This window comes from Rhabdothermincola sediminis, from assembly GCF_014805525.1.
Lineage (GTDB): Bacteria > Actinomycetota > Acidimicrobiia > Acidimicrobiales > Acidimicrobilacustridaceae > Rhabdothermincola > Rhabdothermincola sediminis.
Genome location: NZ_JACFSZ010000002.1, coordinates 147025 through 166864, shown reverse-complemented (window position 1 = coordinate 166864; position 19840 = coordinate 147025). Strand labels below are relative to the sequence as shown.

The following is a 19840-nucleotide window of genomic DNA, read 5'->3' as shown; positions in this document are numbered from 1 at the left end:
GGTGATCCGTGACCAGCTTGGCGAGGCCCTGCGACGAGCCCTGGCCACGCTCGAGGTGGAGCCCATGCCCGGCGAGATCCACCTGGAGCGGCCGGCCCGGCGGGAGCATGGCGACTGGTCCACCAACGTGGCCCTCGCCACGGCGAAGAAGGCCGGGTGGAAGCCCCGGGAGCTGGCCCAGGCCATCGCCCAGCGCTTGGAGGCCGACCGGCCGGCGCACGTGGAACGGGTGGAGATCGCCGGCCCCGGCTTCGTCAACTTCCACCTGGCGGAATCGTGGCTGCACGATCTGCTCGTGGAGGTCGTCGAGCAGGGCATCACCGGCTATGCCCGCCACGACGTGGGCGCCGGCACCCGGGTGAACATCGAATTCGTGAGCGCCAACCCCACCGGTCCCCTGCACGCCGGGCACGGGCGGGGTGCTGCCTACGGCGACTCCCTCGCCCGGGTGATGGCCCGCTGCGGCTACGAGGTCCACCGGGAGAACTACCTCAACGACCGCGGCACCCAGATGCAGCTGTTCGCTGCCTCCCTCGAAGCCCGGCGCCAGGGTCGGGAGGTGCCGGAGGGCGGCTATCAGGGTGAGTACATCGCCGAGTGGGCGGCCGAGATGCCCGAGGGGGTCGACGTACTCGAGTGGGGTGAGGCCCGCGCGGTGGAGGACCACCGCCACACGCTCGCCCGGATGCACGTGCACTTCGACACCTGGTTCAGCGAGCGTTCGCTCGTGGACTCCGGTGCGATCATCCAGACCCTCGCCGATCTCTCCGAGCGCGGCGTGATCTACGAGGCGGACGGCGCCACCTGGCTGCGCAGCACCGACTTCGGCGACGACAAGGACCGGGTGCTCATCAAGAGCGACGGTGAGTACACCTACCTCCTGCCCGACATCGCCTACCACCGCGACAAGTTCGCCCGAGGCTTCGACCTGCTCATCGACGTGTGGGGAGCCGATCACCACGGCTACGTGCCGAGGATGCGAGCCGCGCTCCAGGCGCTGGGCCACGACCCCGCCGAGTTCGACGTGGAGATCACCCAGCTCGTCAACCTCCTCCGGGGCGGTGAGCCGGTACGGCTCTCGAAGCGAGCGGGCGACATCATCGAGCTGCGGGACGTGCTCGACGAGGTCGGGCCCGACGCGGCCCGGCTCACCTACCTCCTGCAGTCGATCGACAGCCCCCAGACCTTCGACTTCGAGGTGGTCAAGAGCCAGGCCATGGAGAACCCGGTCTTCTACGTCCAGATGGCCTACGCCCGCATCCGCTCCATCAAGCGGGTCGCCGCCGAGCGGGGCGTCGATCGGGTGCCGCTGGCGGATGCCGACCTGTCGCTGCTCACCCACGAGCGCGAGCTGGGCGTCCTGCGGTCGCTGTCGGAGCTGCCCGACGCCGTGCTCGCCGCGTGCCACGACCGGGCCCCGCACCGGATCACGACCTGGGTGCGCGAGCTGGCCGGCGCGTTCCACGGCTTCTACCACGACTGCTACGTGCTCAGCGACCAGGTTCCCCCTGCGCTGACCCAGGCCCGACTGTGGCTCGTGGAGGCCGCCGAGATCGGGCTGGCGATCGGCTTGGACCTGCTCGGCGTGGACGCGCCGGAATCGATGTGATGGACACGTCGTCGGCGCCGTTGCCGTGGGCGCTGCTGCCCGACAACGCGTCGGTGGGTGGCGACGGCCAGCTCCTCATCGGGGGCTGCGACACGCTCGAGTTGGCTGCCGAGTTCGGCACACCACTGTTCGTCTACGACGAGGACCACCTGCGCGCCCGCTGTCGGGAAGCGGTGGCCGCGTTCGGCCCCGGGGTGAGCTACGCCACCAAGGCCTTCCTCTGCCGGGCCATGGCCCGGCTGGCGTTCGAGGAGGGCATGAGCCTGGACGTCTCGACCGGCGGTGAGTACCACGTCGCCCGCGCCACCGGGGTGCCGCCCGAGCGGCTGGTGCTGCACGGCAACAACAAGTCGGTCGAGGAGCTGCGGGTCGCGCTCGGCGAGGGCGTGGGCCGGGTGGTGGTCGACTCCTTCGACGAGATGGCCCGCATCGAGCAGCTGGTGGCGGGCGGCCTCGCCCCGCCGCGGGTGCTCATCCGCATCACCCCGGGGGTCGAAGCCCACACCCACGAGTTCGTCCGCACCGGCCAGGACGACTCGAAGTTCGGGTTCCCGGTGTACAGCGGCGACGCGGACCGGGCACTCGCCCGGGCGGCCACGTCACCGGCGATGGAGTTGGTGGGGATCCACGCGCACATCGGCAGCCAGGTGTTCGAAGCCCAGTTCTTCGAGCTGGCGGTTGACGCGGTGGCGGGCTTCGTCAACGCGCACGGCCTGCCGGAGCTCTCGCTCGGCGGGGGGCTGGGGGTGGCGTACGTGGAGGGCGAGACGGCGCCCACCATCACCGACTGGGCCGCCGCCATCCACCGCGCCTGCGAGGCGAACGGCATCACCGCCCGGGTCACCGCAGAGCCTGGCCGGGCCATCACCGCCGCCGCCGCGGTCACCCTCTACACCGTCGGCACCATCAAGGACCTTCCCGGCATCCGCACCTACGTGGCCGTCGACGGGGGGATGAGCGACAACCCCCGGCCGGTGCTCTACGGCAGCGGTTACGAGACCTTCCTGCCTCGCGCCGTGCAGGCACCCCGGCTGAAGCTGGTGACCGTGGTCGGCAAGCACTGCGAGTCCGGCGACCGTCTGGTCGTCGACGGCCGGGTGCCCGAGGACCTGCAGGTCGGCGACCTGCTCGCCACCCCCGTGACCGGCGCGTACGGGCACTCGATGGGGTCGAACTACAACAAGGTCCTGCGGCCGGCCGTGGTGTTCGTGCGTGACGGCGACGCCCGGGTCGTCGTCCGGCGGGAGACCCTCGACGACCTGCTCCGCCTCGACGTGCTCGATCCGCAGGGGAGCGAGTGACGGACCTGTCCTTCCTCGGGACCCCCACCTGGCAGGCGCCGGAGCTGACCGCCGTCAACCGGCTCCCGATGCGCCCCCCGCTCGTCCCGTTCCCCGACGAGGACCTCGCCCGGTCCGGTGAGCGGGAGGCGTCGCCGTGGTTCCGCAGCCTCGACGGCACGTGGCGGTTCAAGCTGTTCGCCTCACCCGAGGCCGTGCCCGCGGACGTGGCCGATCCGTCGCTGCACGACGGGCTGGGTAGCGGCTGGTCACCCATCGCCGTCCCCGGGTGCTGGACCACCCAGGGCTGGGACCGGCCCATCTACACGAACATCCGCATGCCGTTCCGGGCCGTGCCGCCGCACGTGCCGGCCGACAACCCCACCGGCGTCTACCGCACCGACGTCACCGTCCCCCGGTCCTGGAAGGGTCGGCGGATCGTGCTGCACGTCGGCGGGGCCGAGAGCGTGCTGTACGTGTACGTCAACGGCGAGCCGGTGGGCATGGGCAAGGACAGCCGGTTGCCGAGCGAGTTCGACGTCACCGAGCACGTGCGACTCGGCGCGAACACCATCGCCTGCGTGGTGGTGCGCTGGAGCGACGCCAGCTACCTCGAGGACCAGGACCACTGGTGGCACGCGGGCCTCGAGCGGGAGGTGTACCTCTACGCCACCGGGCACACCCGCATCGACGACCTGCGGGTGCGCGCCGGCCTGGGGGAGGAGGGAGTGGGCTCGCTCCGGGTCCGGGCCACCGTGGGCTTCGGCGAGCGGGCCGAGCGGGTCGAAGGGTGGCGGGTCGAAGCGGTGCTGGAGACGCTCGAAGGCGCACCGCTCACGGAGGCGCCTCTCCGCGGCACCGTGCCCCACGAGAGGACCCCCTACCTGTTCTGGGGGCACCACGTCGAGCTGTCGGCCACGATCCCCGGGGTCGAGGCCTGGTCGGCCGAACGCCCAGCGCTCTACCGCCTGCTCGTCTCGCTCGTCGACCCGCAGGGTGTCACCCGTGAGGTGCTCTGCCAGCGGGTGGGCTTCCGGACGGTGGAGGTCCGGGATCGGGAGCTGCTGATCAACGGTCAGCCGGTGATGATCCATGGGGTCAACCGCCACGATCACCATCCCGAGCGCGGCCGGGCCGTGACGGTCGAGGACATGCGGGCCGACCTGCTGGCCATGAAGCAGCACAACATCAACGCGGTGCGCTGCGCCCACTACCCGAACGACCATCGTTTCCTGGACCTCTGCGACGAGCTGGGCCTCTATGTGATCGACGAGGCCGACGTCGAGTCGCACGCCTTCATCACCAGCCTCTGCGACGACCCCCGCTATCGGGGTGCGATCGTGGAACGGGTGGCCCGGATGGTCGAGCGCGACAAGAACCACCCGTGCGTGATCGCCTGGTCACTGGGCAACGAGAGCGGCTACGGCGCGGCCCACGACGCCGCTGCGGCCTGGGTGCGGCGGGCGGATCCCACCCGCCCCCTGCACTACGAGGGCGCGCTGATGTTCGATCTGGACGCGCCGGCACCGGTCACCGACATCGTGTGCCCGATGTACGCCTCGGTGGACGAGATCATCGAGTGGGCGAGATCCCGGCGCGACCGGCGCCGTCCGCTCATCCTCTGCGAGTACTCCCATGCCATGGGTAATTCCAACGGCGGCCTGGCCGACTACTACGCGGCCTTCGAGCGCTACCGCGGCCTTCAGGGCGGCTTCGTGTGGGAGTGGAAGGACCACGGGCTGGCGCACCACGATGGTGCGCACGGGGCGTTCTTCGCCTACGGCGGCCAGTTCGGCGACGAGCCCAACGACGCCAACTTCGTCGCCGACGGCCTCGTCGGCCCCGACGGCACCCCACACCCGGCACTGACGGAGCTGGCGTACCTGGCCGCACCGGTGCGGGTGCGGGCGAGCAAGGCCGACCTGCGGGCCGGGCGGGTCACCGTCGAGAACCGCCAGTGGTTCCGGGACCTGTCGTGGCTGCGGGCCGTGTGGGAGGTCACCGTCGACGGGCGGGTGGTCGACCAGGGCGAGCTGGAGCTGCCGGAGATCCCGCCGCGGTCCTCGGTCACGGTCGCCGTGCCGATCGAGCCGCTCGAGCTGCACCCCGGCGAGGAAGCCCACCTCACCGTGCGCGCCCTCACCCGCCAGGACGAGCCCTGGGCGCCGGCGGGTCATCTCGTGGCCTGGGACCAGCTCACCCTGCCGGTCGCGGGGCCACGCCATCAGCTCCCTGGCCCGCCGCCGACCCCGCTCGACACCGAAGCCAGCATCGACCCGGAGTCCGGCGCGCTCGAGTCCCTGGTGGTCGATGGGTGGGCCGTGCTCGCCTCGCCGGTGACTGTCACCATGTGGCGATCCCCCACCGACAACGACGGGCTGAAGCTGTTGCGAGACCGCACCGACGGATGGACCGACGAGTCCGCCAAGCCGCTCACCCGCTGGCTCGATTGGCAGCTCGACACGGGAGCGGTCGTAGGCACCGCGGTGCAGCACACCCACCGGCGGTCCGATGGCGCGATCGTGCTGGAAGGCAGGGTGGAGGTGCCCGAGCCCTTCGACGACCTGCCGCGGATCGGGCTGACCTTCATGACCGCGCCCGGTTTCGAACGCCTTCGGTGGTTCGGCCTGGGCCCGCACGAGACCTACCCGGATCGCCAGGCCAGCGCGGTGGTCTCACGATGGGAATCGACGGTCGCGGACCAGCTCGTGCCCTACCTCGTGCCCCAGGAGCACGGCCTGCACCTCGGCACCCGCTGGATGGCGCTCGAGCAGGTCCCCGGGGGCGAGGACCCGCGAGGGGAAGCGGTGGGCCTGCTGGTGGTGGCCACCGGCGAGCTCTTCGGGTTCTCCGCCAGCCACCATCACGCCGACGACCTGTGGCGGGCCCGGCACCTCGTCGAGCTGCGGCCGCGGGCCGAGACAGTGGTCCACCTCGACGTCGCCCACCGCGGGCTCGGCACCCTGAGCTGCGGGCCGGACACCTCTCCCCGCTACCGTGTTGGTGCCGGCACCTATGAGTGGCGGTGGCTGCTGGCGGCGTACCGACCCGGCGAGGTCGACCCTGGAACCCTTGCCCGGGCGTTGATCCACCGGCAGTAGCCTCGGCACATGGACGGTTCCCAGGTGCGCGTCGGGCTGCTCGGCTGCGGCACCGTCGGCTCGGCCCTCATCCGCCTGCTGCACCAGCAGGCCTCGAGCATCGAGGCCCGCACCGGGATCGGGTTGGTCGTCCAGCGGGTGGCGGTGCGCAACGCCTCCAGGGATCGCGGGGTCGACCTCTCCCCCGACGTTTTCACCAACGATCCCCAGCAGGTGGTCGCCGCCGGCGACGTCGACGTCGTGGTCGAGGTGATGGGGGGCATCGAGCCGGCCCGCTCGCTCGTGCTCGAGGCGGTGAAGGCCGGCAAGCCGGTGGTCACCGCCAACAAGGAGCTCCTGGCCAACGTGGGCGCGGAGGTGTTCGCCGCGGCCGAGGCGGCAGGGGTCGACGTGCTCTTCGAAGCGGCGGTGGCAGGAGGTATCCCCCTCGTCCGGCCGTTGCGGGAATCGCTGCTCGGTGAGCCGGTCGACCGGGTGCTCGGCATCGTGAACGGCACCACCAACTACATCCTCACCCGCATGACCGAGGCCGGTGCCTCCTACGCCGAGGCGCTGGCGGAGGCGCAGCGTCTCGGGTTCGCGGAGGCCGACCCCACCGCAGATGTGGAGGGCTTCGACGCCGGCGCCAAGATCGCCATTCTGGCCAGCATCGCGTTCGGGGTGAAGGTGGTGGCGGGTGACGTCTACCACGAGGGCATCGCCACCCTCACCGCCGATGACATCGCCTACGCCGTCCGGAGGAGCTACGTGGTGAAGCTGCTGGCCATCGCCGAGCAGTTCGCCGGCGACGACCGTCAGGTCGCGGTGCGGGTGCACCCGGTGCTGCTGCCGAGCACCCATCCCCTGGCGTCGGTCCGGGAGAGCTTCAACGCGGTGTTCGTCCAGGGCGGGGCGGTGGGTGACCTCATGTTCTACGGACGGGGAGCGGGCGGCGACCCGACCGCCAGCGCGGTGCTGGGTGACCTGATCGACGCGTCGGTCAACCTACGCAAGGGAACCCACGCCGGTGTCGGCGCGCTGGCGCCGGCCCGCATCCGCCCCATCGACGACCTGGAGTGCGAGTACTACCTGGGCCTCGACGTGGTCGACCGTCCCGGAGTGCTGGCCGCGGTCGCCGGGGTGTTCGGTCGCCACGGGGTGTCGATCGCATCGATGGAGCAGGAGGGCCGGGGGGACGAGGCCCGCCTGGTGTTCATCACCCACACCGCGCGGGAGCGTGACATGCAGTCGACGGTGACCGAGCTGGGTGACCTCGACGCGGTCCGCCGGGTGGGCAGCCTCATCCGGCTCCTCGGCGAGGAGGGCGGGGCATGAGGGGCGGTCGGCGGTGAAGTACGTCAGCACCCGCGGTGCGGCCCCGGTGCTGGCCTTCGGTGACGTGCTGCTCACCGGGCTGGCCCGAGACGGCGGCCTGTACGTGCCCGAGAGCTGGCCGTCGCTGGGTCCGGGTGCGCTCGAGCGCTTCGCCGAGGCCGAGTATCCCGACACCGCGCTCGAGGTGATGTGGCCCTACGTGGAGGACAGCATCGAGCGCGACGCGTTCGAGGCGATCGTGCGCGACGCCTACTCGACCTTCGACACCCCCGAGGTCACGCCGCTGTACGACCTCGGCGACGGCCTGTGGCTCCTCGAGCTGTTCCACGGTCCGACCCTCGCCTTCAAGGACGTCGCCCTGCAGCTCGTCGGCCGGCTCTTCGACCACGAACTGCGCCGGCGTGGCGAGCGGGTGACCATCGTCGGTGCCACCTCGGGCGACACCGGCTCCGCCGCGATTGAAGCCTGCCGCGACCGGGAGTCCATCGAGATCTTCATCTTCCACCCCGCCGGCCGGGTCAGCGAGGTGCAGCGCCGGCAGATGACCACCGTCGGGTCGGCGAACGTGCACAACGTCGCCATCGAGGGGACCTTCGACGACTGCCAGGACCTGGTCAAGGCGCTCTTCGCCGACCAGGAGCTGCGCGACCGCCTGCATCTGGCCGCGGTCAACTCGATCAACTGGGCCCGGGTGATGGCCCAGATCGTCTACTACGTGGTCGCCGCCGCGAAGCTCGAGCGGGGCGCCGCCCCGGTGGCGTTCTCCGTGCCCACCGGCAACTTCGGAAACGTGTTCGCGGGCTATGCGGCCCAGCGCATGGGCGTTCCCATCTCGCAGTTCGTCGTGGGCAGCAACCGCAACGACATCCTCACCCGGTTCCTGGCCTCGGGGACGATGACCATCCACGAGGTCCACCCCACGCTCAGCCCGAGCATGGACATCCAGGTGTCGAGCAACCTCGAGCGGTTGCTGTTCGAGCTCTACGGCCGCGACGGCGCGCAGGTCGCCGAGCTGATGTTGCGCTTCCGGGCAGAGGGCACCGTGACCATCGACCCGGATCGGCTGGCGCTGCTGCGCGAGCACTGGTCGGGCGCCAGGATCGACGACGACGCCACCCTCCGGGTCATCGCGGACGTGCACCGGGAGCTCGGGCTCCTCATCGACCCTCACACCGCCGTGGGGCTGGGCGCTGCCCGGGTGCTGCGCCGCGATCGCTCCGTGCCCATGGTGGTGCACGCTACGGCCCACCCGGCGAAGTTCCCCGACGCGGTCGAGCAGGCGACCGGCGTGCGGCCGCCTCTGCCCGGTCCGCTGGCCGATCTGCTCGAGCGCCCAGAGCGTTACGAGATCCTCCCCGCGGAGCCCACCACGGTGAAGCGCTACCTCGAACAGGTGCTCGCCGCCCGTTGAGCCCCGAGCCTTCCCGCGCCGCCGAGCCCGTTTTCCTGGCATGATCGAGCGATGAAGTACGTTGTGTGCGTGCCGGACGGGTGCGCCGACGAACCGGTCGACGCGCTTGATGGACGTACCCCCCTCGAGGTGGCCGACATGCCTACGCTGCGGTCCCTCGCCGCCCGGGGCGAGCTGGGCCGGGCCGCGGTGATCCCACCGGGGTTGCCGCCGGGCAGCGACGTGGGGAACATGTCGATCTTCGGGTACGACCCCGCCCGGTACCACACGGGGCGAGCCCCCATCGAGGCCGCGGCGCTGAACCTGAAGCTGGGGCCCGACCAGGTCGCCTACCGATGCAACCTGGTGACGATCGGCGCTGACGGCACCATGGTCGACTTCGCCGGTGGCCATCCGTCCTCCGACGAGGCCCGCAAGGTGATCGAGGCCCTCGATGACGAGTTGGGCGGCAGCGGGCTCGAGTTCCACGCCGGGGTCGAGTACCGCCACATCATGGTGGCACCGGCCGCATGGTCCGATGCGACCTGCATCCCACCTCACGACCTGACCGACAAGCCGGCCGTCGGGCCGACCGGCCCCGCCGCGCCGGACCTGCAGGCGGTCATGGAGGCATCGCGCCGGATCGTGGGTCGCTTCGGGCTGGAGGCCAACCAGGTCTGGCTGTGGGGTCAGGGGTTCCAGCCCCAGATGCCACCGTTCACCGAACGGTTCGGGCTGGACGCCGCGCTGTGCAGCGCGGTCGACCTGGTGCGCGGGCTGGGGGTGCTCACCGGCATCGAGGTGGTGGACGTCGAGGGGATGACGCCCGGCTACGACACCGACTACGCCGCGCAGCGGGAGTGCGCGCTCGATGCCCTCGCCGACGGGGCGGACCTGTTCATCATCCACATCGAGGCCACCGACGAGGCCGGCCACGCGGGCGACGTCGAGGAGAAGGTGCGGTCCCTGGAGCGTTGGGACTCGCTGGTGCTGGGCGACCTGGTCGATGGTCTGGATCGGCTCGGGTCGTGGCGCTTGCTGCTGCTGCCCGACCACGCCACGCCGTTGCGACTCAAGACCCACACTCCCGATCCGGTGCCGTACCTCCTCGTCGACTCGGTCCGGCCCGGACCCGGCGGCACCTACAGCGAGCGGGCGGTGGCCGGCCTGCCGGCGGTTCCCGGCCACGAGTTGATGCCACGCCTCGTCGGCCTCTGACCCACCTGCGCGGGCAGCCCACCCGCGCGAACCACACCCGCGCCCGAACCCCACCTGCGCGAACCACACCCGCGCGAACCACACCCGCGCGAACCACACCCGCGCCCGAACCCCACCTGAACCCAACTGTTCAGCGATTCGCGGCTCGGGGCCGCGCCTCGGTGAACGATCCGGTCGATGGCCCGCTCAGCTGAACCGGGTCACGTAGCCGCGCCGGCGGAACACGGCCAGCATCCGGGTGAGGAAGAGCAACCCAAGCGCAGCCACGGCGATGCAACCGACGAGGGAGTAGGCGAGTTCGTCCCAGGGCATCGGGTCACCGTCGAGGAGGGTGCGGGCTGCATCGAACGCGTGTGTGGTGGGCAGCAGCCGGGCGACCGGCTGAAGGACCCCCGGGAGCGACTCGACGGGGTAGAAGACGCCCGAGAGCGGCATGACGACGAAGAGGATCCCCCAGGCGAAGACCTCGGCGCTCTGCCCGAATCGCAGCACCAACCCGATCACGAACAGCGAGATCGACCACCCGGCCACGAGCAGCAGCGCGCCGATGGGAAGCAGCCCCCAGCCGACGTCGAGGATGTTGAACGAGTAGAAGCCGACGGCGGCCAGCGCCACCACACCGATCCCGATCGCGAGCTTGGCCATGCCGAACAGGGCGACCCCGCAGGCGTATTCGATCTCCTTCAGCGGGGTGGCCATCAGGTTCAAGATGTTGCGGGACCAGGTCTCCTCGAGGAAGCCGGTCGAGACGGCGATCTGCGACTGGTAGATCACGTGGAACAGCAGGATGCCGGCGAGCAGGTAGGCCACGCCCGCCTGCGTGTCCCCGCCGGCCTGGCGAGCGACGAAGACCCCGAGCGACCCGAACAGGAGCGCGTCGACCAGAGGCCAGACGAGCACGTCGAACAGCCGGTGAGGGCTGCGCCACAACACGAAGGCGTGCCGGCGGGCCACTGCCCGGATCCGCAACCAGCTCACCGGCTGCCCTTGTCGTGTGGCGTGCTCGCCAACTCGAGGAACACGTCCTCCAGCGAGCCGTGGCCGTATGCCCCGGCGATCTCGGCCGGCGCCCCGTCGACCACGATCCGGCCCGCCGACATGAACAGCACCCGCTCGCAGAGGCGTTCCACCTCGACCATGTTGTGGCTGGTGACCAGCAGCGCGGTGCCCTCGTCGGCTGCGAGGTCCAGCAGGCCGGCCCGCACCCGCAACGCCACGTCCGGGTCCAGCGAGGCGGTCGGCTCGTCGAGCACCAGCAGGCCAGGGTGATGCAGGACGGCCTTGCAGATCCCGACCAGGGTGCGCTGGCCGGAGGAGAGCTCGGCGCACATGCGCCCGGCGAGGTGGCCGATGTGGAACCGCTCGAGCGCCTCGTCGATGTGTGGCCCGGTCTTGCGCAAACCGTAGAAGCGGCCGAACAGGTCGAGCGCCTCGCGCACCCGGAGCCGGTCAGGCAGCGGTAGGTAGCCGGCAACGAACCCGACGTGGGCCAGGGCCTGGCTGCGTTTTCTGGGCAGCGCCAGACCGTTGATGCTCACCGTGCCCCGGTCGGGCGTGATCGCCCCGAGGAGCATGAGCAACGTGGTGGTCTTGCCGGCCCCGTTTGGACCGAGCAGCGCCACCCGTTCGCCGCTGGCGATCGTGACGTCGACATGGTCCACGGCCACCATGCCCTTGTAGGCCTTGCTCAGACCCGTCGCCTCGAGGATCCCCACCGCCGCAGTCTGCCCGTGGGGCGGTGGTCACCGCGAGGCATTTCGGGATCGCATGGCTTGGCGCGCACCGCGGGCCGCCGGTGAGACCGGCGGCCCGCGGTGAGAAGTGCCCTTCGAGCTCAGGGATGCTCAGCCCGTGACCCGGGGCTGCGCGGTGTGCGCTTGCGCCCCGGCGGTGGTCGCCGGCCCGCTCGACGCCGAGCTCGTCGGGGAGCTCGAGATGGGGAGATCGACGACGTTGACCACGGTCTGGAAGGGATTGGTGCTGCTGGGGTCGGGCAATGCGCCGACCGCGAAGACCTGGAGCAGCTTGCCCGCTGGGACCTGCACGCCGGAAAGCGTGGTCACCGTCACCGATCCGTCGGCTGAGGTGACCGTGAAGTCGTAGGACCCCGCGGGCAGGTCGGCCGTCAGGACCTCTCTTTGAGCCAGATCGTCGAGCCCTGGGCCGCCGTTGACCAGGATGTCGACCGTGGGCATCGGCCGCGTGGTAGACCGCGACCCGGCCGGTGCCCGCTGGCACGGCACTCACATCGTTGGGGTAGACCGCTAGGTTGGGGCTGCCACCGGTCAGGTTCGCGACGACCGAGATGTTCGCCCCGGCGGGCACCTCTGCGCCGTTCAGGGTGATCAGCGTCGCGCCGTCGCAGGTACCCGGGGACGCCGCATGCACCGTCAGGTCGTAGGTCCCTGCGGCGACCTCGAGCGTGGCCACGGTGCCGAACGGCACGTCGGAGAGCAGCTCGATGGTCCCGTTCGCGCACACGTCCACCGCGCCCACGCTGGGGATACCGTGCACCACCTGGACCGTGGCCTGGGTCTGCGCACCGGATGGTGACGAGGGGAGCGCGACGAGCGTCGACGCCAGCCCGAGTGTGAGCGCGGCAGCGGCGGCCACGCCGAGGGTTCGAGTCCGTGTGGACATGGATCCTGAGTTAGTGCTAAATAGGTGCCTTCCAAAGCAGACTACGGAGGCGTGCGGGCTCGCGGATGACACCGCGCTCACGAGGCCGGTCCCCGCTGTGGGGAGGTTGCTTCGGGCTGGGGCAGGCCGGTACCATTTCTTGCGTCGCAAGGGGGCTGCATCCGCTCGGTCGAGCGAGGTCGGGTGAGCAGCTGCGGCAGCACCGCCGCTCACCGCATGTTCGTGAACCACGGCGAGGTCTTCCCGCTCCTCTGAGCACCGTGCCGAAACGGATGGCCGGTTTCACGGCGGTCGCACGTGCCCCTTGATCTCCTTCTCACGGCGGGTGGCGCCTGAGCACCCAGGCGGGCCTCCCGAGCAGATCCCCACTGACAGAAAGCGAGAGAGGTGCCCATGAGCGTGGACTCCCAGCAGCTCGAACGGACGGCGCTCGAGCGCAAGGATCGAGAGGAGCTGAGCACCATCGCGATCGCGCTGGGTGGCAAGCCGAGTTCCAGAGCCCGGAAGGCCGAGATCGTCGATCTCATCCTCGAGCTGACCGGCGTGACGTCTCCGGCGTCCGAGACGACCGGCAACGGATCCACCGAGGCCAAGCCGAAGCGCACCCGGAAGGCCAAGGCCGAAACCGCGGAGGAGCCTGGAGATGCCGAGCATCTGGCGGCTGCCGGCGAGGGTGAGCCCACCGTGGCGGACGCCGAGCCCGCCGGGGCGGCGACCCCTGAGGGGCAGGTCGACACCGCCGCGCCGTCGGCGTCGGCGGGCGAAGAGGATGCCGGCACCGCTCAGCGGAGCTCGCAGGAGTCGCCGGCGGCCTCTGAAGGGCAGGAAGGTCGGGCAGACAACGGTGATCGCGAACGGCGCGCACCAGGCCAGGGCAACCGCGGTGAAGGTCAGCGGGAGGAGCCGGAGCCGGGCAACCGCCGGCGCCGGCGTCGAGGTCGGGACCGCGATCGGGATCGGGGCGAGCGTCAGGAGGAGGCGTGGCAGGGCGAGCCGGTGGAGGTCGAGGGCTACCTCGATCTGCGCGACGAGGGGTACGGCTTCCTGCGCCTGCGCGGCTACCTGCCGAGCAAGGATGATGCCTACGTCTCGGTCAAGCAGGTCCGCCAGTTCGGTCTGCGCAAGGGCGACCACATCAAGGGTGCAGCCCGGCCCGCAGGCCGCAACGAGAAGAACCCCGCCTTGCTTCGCATCGATCTGGTCAACGGTGCCGATCCGGAGCAGGCGCGCCAGCGGCCGCGCTTCGAGGACCTCACCCCGCTGTTCCCCGACGAGAAGCTGCGGCTCGAGACCCCGAACGATCCGACCAACATGACGGCGCGGATCATCGATCTCATCGCCCCGATCGGCAAGGGCCAGCGCGGGTTGATCGTGTCACCTCCGAAGGCGGGGAAGACGACGGTGATGAAGCAGATCGCCCGCTCCATCGAGACGAACAACCCCGAGGTGCACCTGATCGTGCTCCTGGTGGACGAGCGACCCGAAGAGGTCACCGACATGCGCCGGTGGGTGAGGGGCGAGGTGGCAGCCTCCACGTTCGACCGTCCCTCCGACGAGCACACCATGGTCGCCGAGCTGACCATCGAGCGGGCCAAGCGGATGGTCGAAGAGGGCAAGGACGTCGTCATCATCCTCGACGGCATCACCCGCCTCGCGCGGGCCTACAACCTGGCGGCGCCGGCGACTGGTCGCATCATGTCGGGGGGCATCGACACTGGTGCGCTCTACCCGCCGAAGAAGTTCTTTGGCGCGGCTCGCAACATCGAAGAAGGCGGGTCGCTCACCATCCTCGCCACCGCGCTGGTGGAGACCGGATCGAAGATGGACGAGGTGATCTTCGAGGAGTTCAAGGGCACCGGCAACATGGAGTTGCGCCTCGACCGCAAGCTGGCCGAGCGGCGCATCTACCCGGCCATCGATGTCGACGGGTCCTCGACCCGGCACGAAGAGCTGTTGTTCGATCGCAAGCAGCTCCAGATGGTGTGGAAGCTGCGGCGGGTGCTCAGCGGCCTCGGCGAAGGCGGCGGCGGTGCCGGCCTCGAGATGCTCATCGACCGCCTCTCCACGTTCAAGAGCAACGACGAGTTCCTGGCCGAGGTGGCCAAGGCGCCGTCGGCTGGCGCGTAGGTGCGCCTGGACGGGAGTTGCTGGTTCCCGGCGATTCCCGGCACACTGACCCGTCCCCGTCTCCCCGACTGGAGCCCCTGCGATGAAGGCAGACATCCATCCCGAGTACGTCACCGCCACGGTGCGGTGCTCGTGCGGCAACACCTTCACGACCCGCTCGACGAAGGCTGATCTCCACGTCGAGCTCTGTAACGAGTGCCACCCCTTCTACACGGGCACCCAGAAGCTGGTCGACACCGGCGGCCGGATCGAGAAGTTCGAGAAGCGCTACGGCAAGCGCCGCAAGGGCTGACCGGGAGGCCACTGTTCCTCTCGATCCTGAGCAGAAGGCGCGCCTGCTCCAGGCCAAGTTGCGCGCCCTCCTCGCTGAGGCGGGCCTCGCCGATTCTGCGGGCGCCACGCCGGAGGCGGTCGGCTTCCCCGGAGGTGCCGCGGCCCGGCACGACGATCGAGCCTTCGTCCTCCTGGACGCGCCCCGCGGACGCGGGTTGGGCAAGGCGATCGCCTGGGCCGACCAGCAGGGCGCGGGAGAGGTCCACCTCCTGACCGAGGACCACGCCGGCGTGTTCGCCCGGCAGGCTCGATACTTCCGGTTGCCGGCGACGGTGTGGCAGGTCGACGGCCGATCGGTGGAGCGGGCCGAGCCCGAGCCCCTCCGGCCGCCGGCGGCTCCCCCCGAGGCGGCGCTCGATCTGGTGGGTCTGCTCGCGGCTGAGGGTGTCGATATCGTCATCGAGCACGGTGAGGTGCGCGGCGAGATCCTCGGTCTCGAGATCGCCCGCATCGTCGTCGACGGCGCCGATGCTCGGATCGAGGTGGGCGTAGGCCGCCACGACCGTGAGGCGTTCGCGCTCGTGCACGGTGACCTGCCCACCACGGACGCGCTGCGTAGCGTGGTCGACAGCGTGCGCCGGCAGCGCCGACCTGACGATCTCGGTCATCCGTTGGCCAGGCTGGCCGCCGAGCGATGGTTGCGGGCGGCGCTGATCACGGAGCCCCATCGGGTCGGCGCCCGTTCCCTCGAGCCGGTGGAGCCCACCGTGCCCCGCGAGAGCATCAAGGACACGGCAGCCGCGGTCGCGGTCGGGGTGGACCTCGACGGGCACCCGATCGTGGTCGCCTGCTCGGTGGGCATCGACCTCGACCTCGTCCCCGCGGCCGCCGACGCCCGGGCTGCGCACGCCCCGGGGGCGCGCCTGGTGCTCGCGCTGCCCGAGCGCGACGCCCATCCCGTGACGAGGCGGCTGGCCGGGGCCCTCCACGAACCGGCGGAGCTGGTCGAGGTCATCGGCGATTGGCGGGCCTGAGGCCCATCTACCCTGGGATCCATGCACGATCGCCTCGCCGACCTCGAGAAGGAGTACGTCGAGGTCGAGGCGCGCCTCGCCGATCCGGCCGTGCTCGCCGATCAGGTGCGCTACGCGGAGGTGGCCCGTCGTTACAAGGAGTTGGAGGAGATCGTCACCCGGTACCGGCGCCTCCGGGGACTCCGCAACGATCTCGAGGCAGCGCGCGAGCTGTACACCGAGGCCGATCCCGCCGACCGGGAGCTGCTCCGGGCCGAGATCGACGCGGTCGAGCGCGAGATCGCCGAGCTGGACGAGGCGATCAAGGTGCTGTTGTTGCCCCGCGATCCCAACGACGGCAAGAACGTGATCGTCGAGATCCGGGGAGCGGAAGGGGGAGAGGAGGCGAACCTCTTCGCTCGCGACCTGTTCGAGATGTACCGGGCGTACGCGGCTCGGATGGGGTGGTCCCTGGAGGTGCTCGGATCGAGCCCTTCGGATCTCGGCGGGTTCGCGGAGGTCACCTTCCTGCTCCGAGGTCCCGGTGTGTGGAGCCGGATGAAGCACGAGGCCGGCCCCCACCGGGTTCAGCGGGTCCCCGTCACCGAGTCCCAGGGGCGGATCCACACCTCCTCGGCGACGGTGACCGTCATGCCCGAAGCCGACGAGATCGACGTCGAGATCGACCCGAACGATCTCCAGGTCGACGTCTTCCGATCCTCCGGACCCGGTGGACAGTCGGTGAACACCACCGACTCGGCGGTTCGTATCACCCACAAGCCCACGGGGATCGTGGTGTCGATGCAGGACGAGAAGAGCCAGCTGCAGAATCGGGCCAAGGCGATGCAGGTCCTGCGGGCCCGGCTCCTGCAGCGGGAGCAGGAACGCCAGCACGCGGAGCAGTCCTCGGCCCGCAAGAGCCAGATCGGCGGTGGTGGCCGATCGGAGAAGATCCGCACCTACAACTTCAAGGAGAACCGGGTCACCGACCACCGCATCGGCCTGACGCTGTACAAGCTCGACAAGGTGCTCGGAGGCGAGCTCGACGAGATCGTCGACGCGCTGCTCGCCGAGGAGCGCAGCCGCCAACTCCAGGCGGCCGGCTCCGCGGCGTGAGCGAGCTGCAGCCGGCGCCCTGGCGCGACTTCCTCCGGGAGGCGGAGCGGCGGTTGGCGCAGGCCGGGGTCGGCTCGCCACAGGTCGACGCCCGCCGCATCGTGGAGCGGGCCGGTGGCTTCGAGCCCGTCGAGCTCCTCGGTGCGCTGGACCAGCCTGCGGGCCGGCGAGCCGTGGGGTTCTTCGATCAGATGCTCGAGCGACGGCTCGCCGGCGAGCCCTTGCAGTACGTCCTCGGCCGCTGGGGCTTCCGGACCCTCGATCTGCTGGTCGACCGGCGAGTGCTCATCCCACGACCTGAGACCGAGATCGTGGTCGAGCACGCCCTCGGTGAGCTCGACCGGTTGGCGGCCGCCAAGCAGGCACCTCTGGTCGCGGTGGACCTCGGTACGGGATCGGGAGCGATCGCGCTCTCGCTGGTCGCCGAGCGATCGCAGGTGGAGGTGTGGGCCACCGATGCCTCGGCAGCCGCCCTCGACGTCGCGGGCGCGAACCTCGCCGGGCTGGGGCAGCCGGCGCTGCGGGTGCACTTGGCGGCCGGGGACTGGTTCGAGGCGCTGCCCGGGGACCTGGCCGGCACGATCGACCTGGTGGTTAGCAACCCCCCGTACGTGGCGGAGGGGGATGAGCTCCCCGCGGAGGTCGCGGGCTGGGAGCCCCGGGCGGCCCTGGTCGCCGGCCCCGCAGGCACCGAGGCCCTCGAGCACCTCCTGCGCGAGGCTCCCCGCTGGCTGGCGCGCCCTGGGGTGATCGTGGTGGAGCTCGCGCCCTGGCAAGCCGAGCAGATGTGCCGGCTGGCGGTCGAGCTCGGCTACCCGGACACCCGCGTGGAGCGCGACCTGGCTGGACGGGAGCGGGTGCTCGTGGCTCGCCTCAACTCGTGAAGGTCATGCTCTTCACCAGCCGGTCGAAGGACGGGTGGTCCGCATACACCGACTCCGACTGGACGATGTAGAGCATCGTGCCCTTGAGGACGAGCAGCGCCTTGGCCGTCGCGAGCTCGCCATTGCGCTTGAGACCCTTGACGGTGACGACCAGCGCCGGCTGTCCACGGAACGTGGTCTCCTGCACGTCCTTCGAGAGGGTCCCACCCAGCGCGTCGGCCCAGGATCCGGCGAAGGTCCGGAGCTGCTCCTGCTTCGGGGTGCTCTCATCGAGGGGAACCTGGCTGTACGAGACGCTGAGGGTCGTCTCCGCTCCGATGTCGGTGTGGATGCGATCCATCCGACCGTCGTCGGCAGGTGGGTAGGGCTGGAACCCGTCGATCACCTCACCGGGCAACATGACCGTGAAGCCGCCGTCGGCGTCGTCGAAGGACTCCCAACCGTCGTATTCCTGCCCTTTGAGGGCCGGCACCTGGTCGCGTACCGTGTCGACGACCGCGGCGTCGTCGCCGGTCATCCCGAGCACGACCGCGATCACCGCGATGAGGGCCACCCCACCGAGGCCGATCAGCAGCACGGGACCGAGTCCTCGTTTCTTGCCCGCTGCCTGCCGCACGCTGACGCTCCCCGGGAGGGTCGGCATGTCGGTCATGCTGGCGCCGCACAACCGGCAGTGGGCGACCTCCTCCCTGTGGGCCGCTCCGCATGAGGGACAGCGGTACTTAGCCATGGAGGAAAACTAGTCGCGGCTCGCGGGCTCGGGGGCGGGACCGCAGCGACCCGGAGTGGTTCCCCTAGGCGGGCTCCACGAGGATCTTGGCGTGCTCGTCGGGGCTGGCGAGGGCCCGGAACGCCTCGGGCACCCCGTCGATGGCCACGTGGCCGGTGATCAGCGGCGCCACGTCGATGGTGCCTTCCGCGATCAGCCGCAGGGTGTCGGCGAACTCGACGGGGTCGTAGCCGAACGCGAACTGGATGTTGAGCTCCTTCACCACGCCACGCATCGGTCGGATGGTGTCGGGTTGCATGCACACCCCCACCACCACGATCTGGCTCTGGCGTGGAGCGGCGCGCAGCGCGGTGTCGAGCAGGCCGGGCACACCGACGGCTTCGTAGAGCACGAGCGGCTTGCGCCCGTCGAGACGGCGCCAGGTGTCGATGGGCTCCTCCTCGCGGGGGTCGACCGTGGCGTGCGCGCCCAGTCTGGATGCCAGCTCCCGGCGGCGGGGTGAGAAGTCAGCGGCCACGATGGGCTCCACCCCCTTCAGTCCGAGGGCGGCGATCGTCGCCAGGCCGACCGGTCCGCAGCCCAGCACGAGGGCGGCCGTCCCCGGGGCGGAGCGGGAGCTGTTCACGGCGTGCATCCCCACGGCCATCGGCTCGGTGAGCGCCGCCGATCGGGGGTCGAGCCCGTTGGGCACCTTGAGCGCCAGAGGGTCGGAGAGCACCATGAGCTCCCCGTAACCGCCGGGGTAGTCGTTCGAGTAGCCGATGGCGTGGAGGCCGGTGGGGTCGAAGGTCACGGGGATGGATACGACGACGTCACCAACCCGGCAGTTGCCGGTGTTGTCGCCCAGCTCGACCACCTCACCGCAGAACTCATGGCCCATGACGACGTCGCGAGAGGGATCCATCACCTTGGGCGCCGGCATCCCCGCCGGGGCGGCTCCGGTGGCTTCCGAGGCCATCTCGACCATCTCGTCCGCGTGGTCGAGGGTGTGCAGGTCCGAGCCGCAGATGCCGCATGCGAGCGTGCGGACGAGTACTTGCCCTGGTTCCGGCTCCGGATTGGCGATCTCATCGACGACCAGCTGGCCCTGGCGCATCACCGCAGCTCGCATGACCACCCCTTTCGTGTCGGGGTCACCGTACCCG

16 protein-coding genes and 1 pseudogene are annotated in these 19840 nt (G+C 70.6%); 11 read left to right on the top strand and 6 right to left on the bottom strand.

The features are described 5' to 3' along the window. Position 1 precedes the first annotated feature (1 nt). The 6 genes from argS to apgM are packed head-to-tail and all read left to right on the top strand — an operon-like array spanning position 2 to position 9912. Positions 2–1609: an arginine--tRNA ligase gene (argS, locus tag HZF19_RS02350; protein WP_208027133.1), complete on the top strand. Its 1608-nt coding sequence runs from the start codon at positions 2–4 to the stop codon at positions 1607–1609. Beyond that, on the top strand, positions 1609–2910 hold the full coding sequence (gene lysA / locus HZF19_RS02345; protein WP_208027132.1) for a diaminopimelate decarboxylase: 1302 nt from the start codon (positions 1609–1611) through the stop codon (positions 2908–2910). The genes argS and lysA overlap by 1 nt, the downstream gene beginning before the upstream one ends. Further along, a complete protein-coding gene (locus tag HZF19_RS02340) occupies positions 2907–5990 on the top strand; it encodes a glycoside hydrolase family 2 TIM barrel-domain containing protein (protein ID WP_208027131.1) in 3084 nt (1027 codons plus the stop codon). The genes lysA and HZF19_RS02340 overlap by 4 nt, the downstream gene beginning before the upstream one ends. 9 nt (positions 5991–5999) lie before the next feature. Then, on the top strand, positions 6000–7304 hold the full coding sequence (locus HZF19_RS02335; RefSeq protein ID WP_208027130.1) for a homoserine dehydrogenase: 1305 nt from the start codon (positions 6000–6002) through the stop codon (positions 7302–7304). Positions 7305–7317: 13 nt separating this feature from the next. Beyond that, on the top strand, positions 7318–8715 hold the full coding sequence (gene thrC, locus HZF19_RS02330; protein WP_208027129.1) for a threonine synthase: 1398 nt from the start codon (positions 7318–7320) through the stop codon (positions 8713–8715). A gap of 51 nt (positions 8716–8766) precedes the next feature. Next, a complete protein-coding gene (gene apgM, locus HZF19_RS02325) occupies positions 8767–9912 on the top strand; it encodes a 2,3-bisphosphoglycerate-independent phosphoglycerate mutase (RefSeq protein ID WP_208027128.1) in 1146 nt (381 codons plus the stop codon). A gap of 186 nt (positions 9913–10098) precedes the next feature. On the opposite strand, the gene HZF19_RS02320 is transcribed toward apgM, so the two are convergent. The 4 genes and pseudogenes from HZF19_RS02320 to HZF19_RS17355 form a co-directional block, all read right to left on the bottom strand. Then, positions 10099–10890, bottom strand: a complete 792-nt coding sequence (locus tag HZF19_RS02320) for an ABC transporter permease (RefSeq protein ID WP_208027127.1) — start codon at positions 10888–10890, stop codon at positions 10099–10101. Then, positions 10887–11627, bottom strand: coding sequence for an ABC transporter ATP-binding protein (locus tag HZF19_RS02315; protein WP_208027126.1), 741 nt, complete (start codon positions 11625–11627; stop codon positions 10887–10889). The genes HZF19_RS02320 and HZF19_RS02315 overlap by 4 nt, the downstream gene beginning before the upstream one ends. Positions 11628–11756: 129 nt before the next feature. Further along, the gene (locus HZF19_RS02310) at positions 11757–12107 is read right to left on the bottom strand and encodes a DUF4397 domain-containing protein (protein WP_208027125.1); all 351 of its coding nucleotides are present in this window, start codon (positions 12105–12107) and stop codon (positions 11757–11759) included. Between the two features lie 55 nt (positions 12108–12162). After that, a pseudogene (locus tag HZF19_RS17355) lies at positions 12163–12552 on the bottom strand (DUF4397 domain-containing protein); the annotation flags it as partial. 393 nt (positions 12553–12945) lie between these two features. Here HZF19_RS17355 and rho point away from each other — a divergent pair. The 5 genes from rho to prmC all read left to right on the top strand — a co-directional run bounded on the left by rho (position 12946) and on the right by prmC (position 17965). Then, complete coding sequence (gene rho, locus HZF19_RS02300) at positions 12946–14679, top strand: transcription termination factor Rho (protein WP_208027124.1); 1734 nt, start codon at positions 12946–12948, stop codon at positions 14677–14679. A gap of 82 nt (positions 14680–14761) precedes the next feature. Further along, the gene (gene rpmE / locus HZF19_RS02295; RefSeq protein WP_208027123.1) at positions 14762–14971 is read left to right on the top strand and encodes a 50S ribosomal protein L31; all 210 of its coding nucleotides are present in this window, start codon (positions 14762–14764) and stop codon (positions 14969–14971) included. Between the two features lie 58 nt (positions 14972–15029). Further along, on the top strand, positions 15030–15986 hold the full coding sequence (locus tag HZF19_RS02290) for a hypothetical protein (protein WP_208027122.1): 957 nt from the start codon (positions 15030–15032) through the stop codon (positions 15984–15986). A 21-nt stretch (positions 15987–16007) separates the two neighbouring features. Further along, on the top strand, positions 16008–17081 hold the full coding sequence (prfA, locus tag HZF19_RS02285; RefSeq protein ID WP_208027121.1) for a peptide chain release factor 1: 1074 nt from the start codon (positions 16008–16010) through the stop codon (positions 17079–17081). Then, positions 17078–17965 (top strand): peptide chain release factor N(5)-glutamine methyltransferase, encoded by an 888-nt coding sequence (gene prmC / locus HZF19_RS02280; protein ID WP_208027120.1) that lies wholly within the window; start codon positions 17078–17080, stop codon positions 17963–17965. Before prfA ends, prmC begins: the two co-directional genes overlap by 4 nt. On the opposite strand, the gene HZF19_RS02275 is transcribed toward prmC, so the two are convergent. Next, the gene (locus HZF19_RS02275) at positions 17955–18608 is read right to left on the bottom strand and encodes a hypothetical protein (RefSeq protein WP_208027119.1); all 654 of its coding nucleotides are present in this window, start codon (positions 18606–18608) and stop codon (positions 17955–17957) included. The genes prmC and HZF19_RS02275 overlap by 11 nt on opposite strands. A 151-nt stretch (positions 18609–18759) precedes the next feature. Beyond that, positions 18760–19806, bottom strand: coding sequence for a zinc-binding dehydrogenase (locus HZF19_RS02270; RefSeq protein ID WP_208027118.1), 1047 nt, complete (start codon positions 19804–19806; stop codon positions 18760–18762). Between the last annotated feature and the right edge of the window lie 34 nt (positions 19807–19840).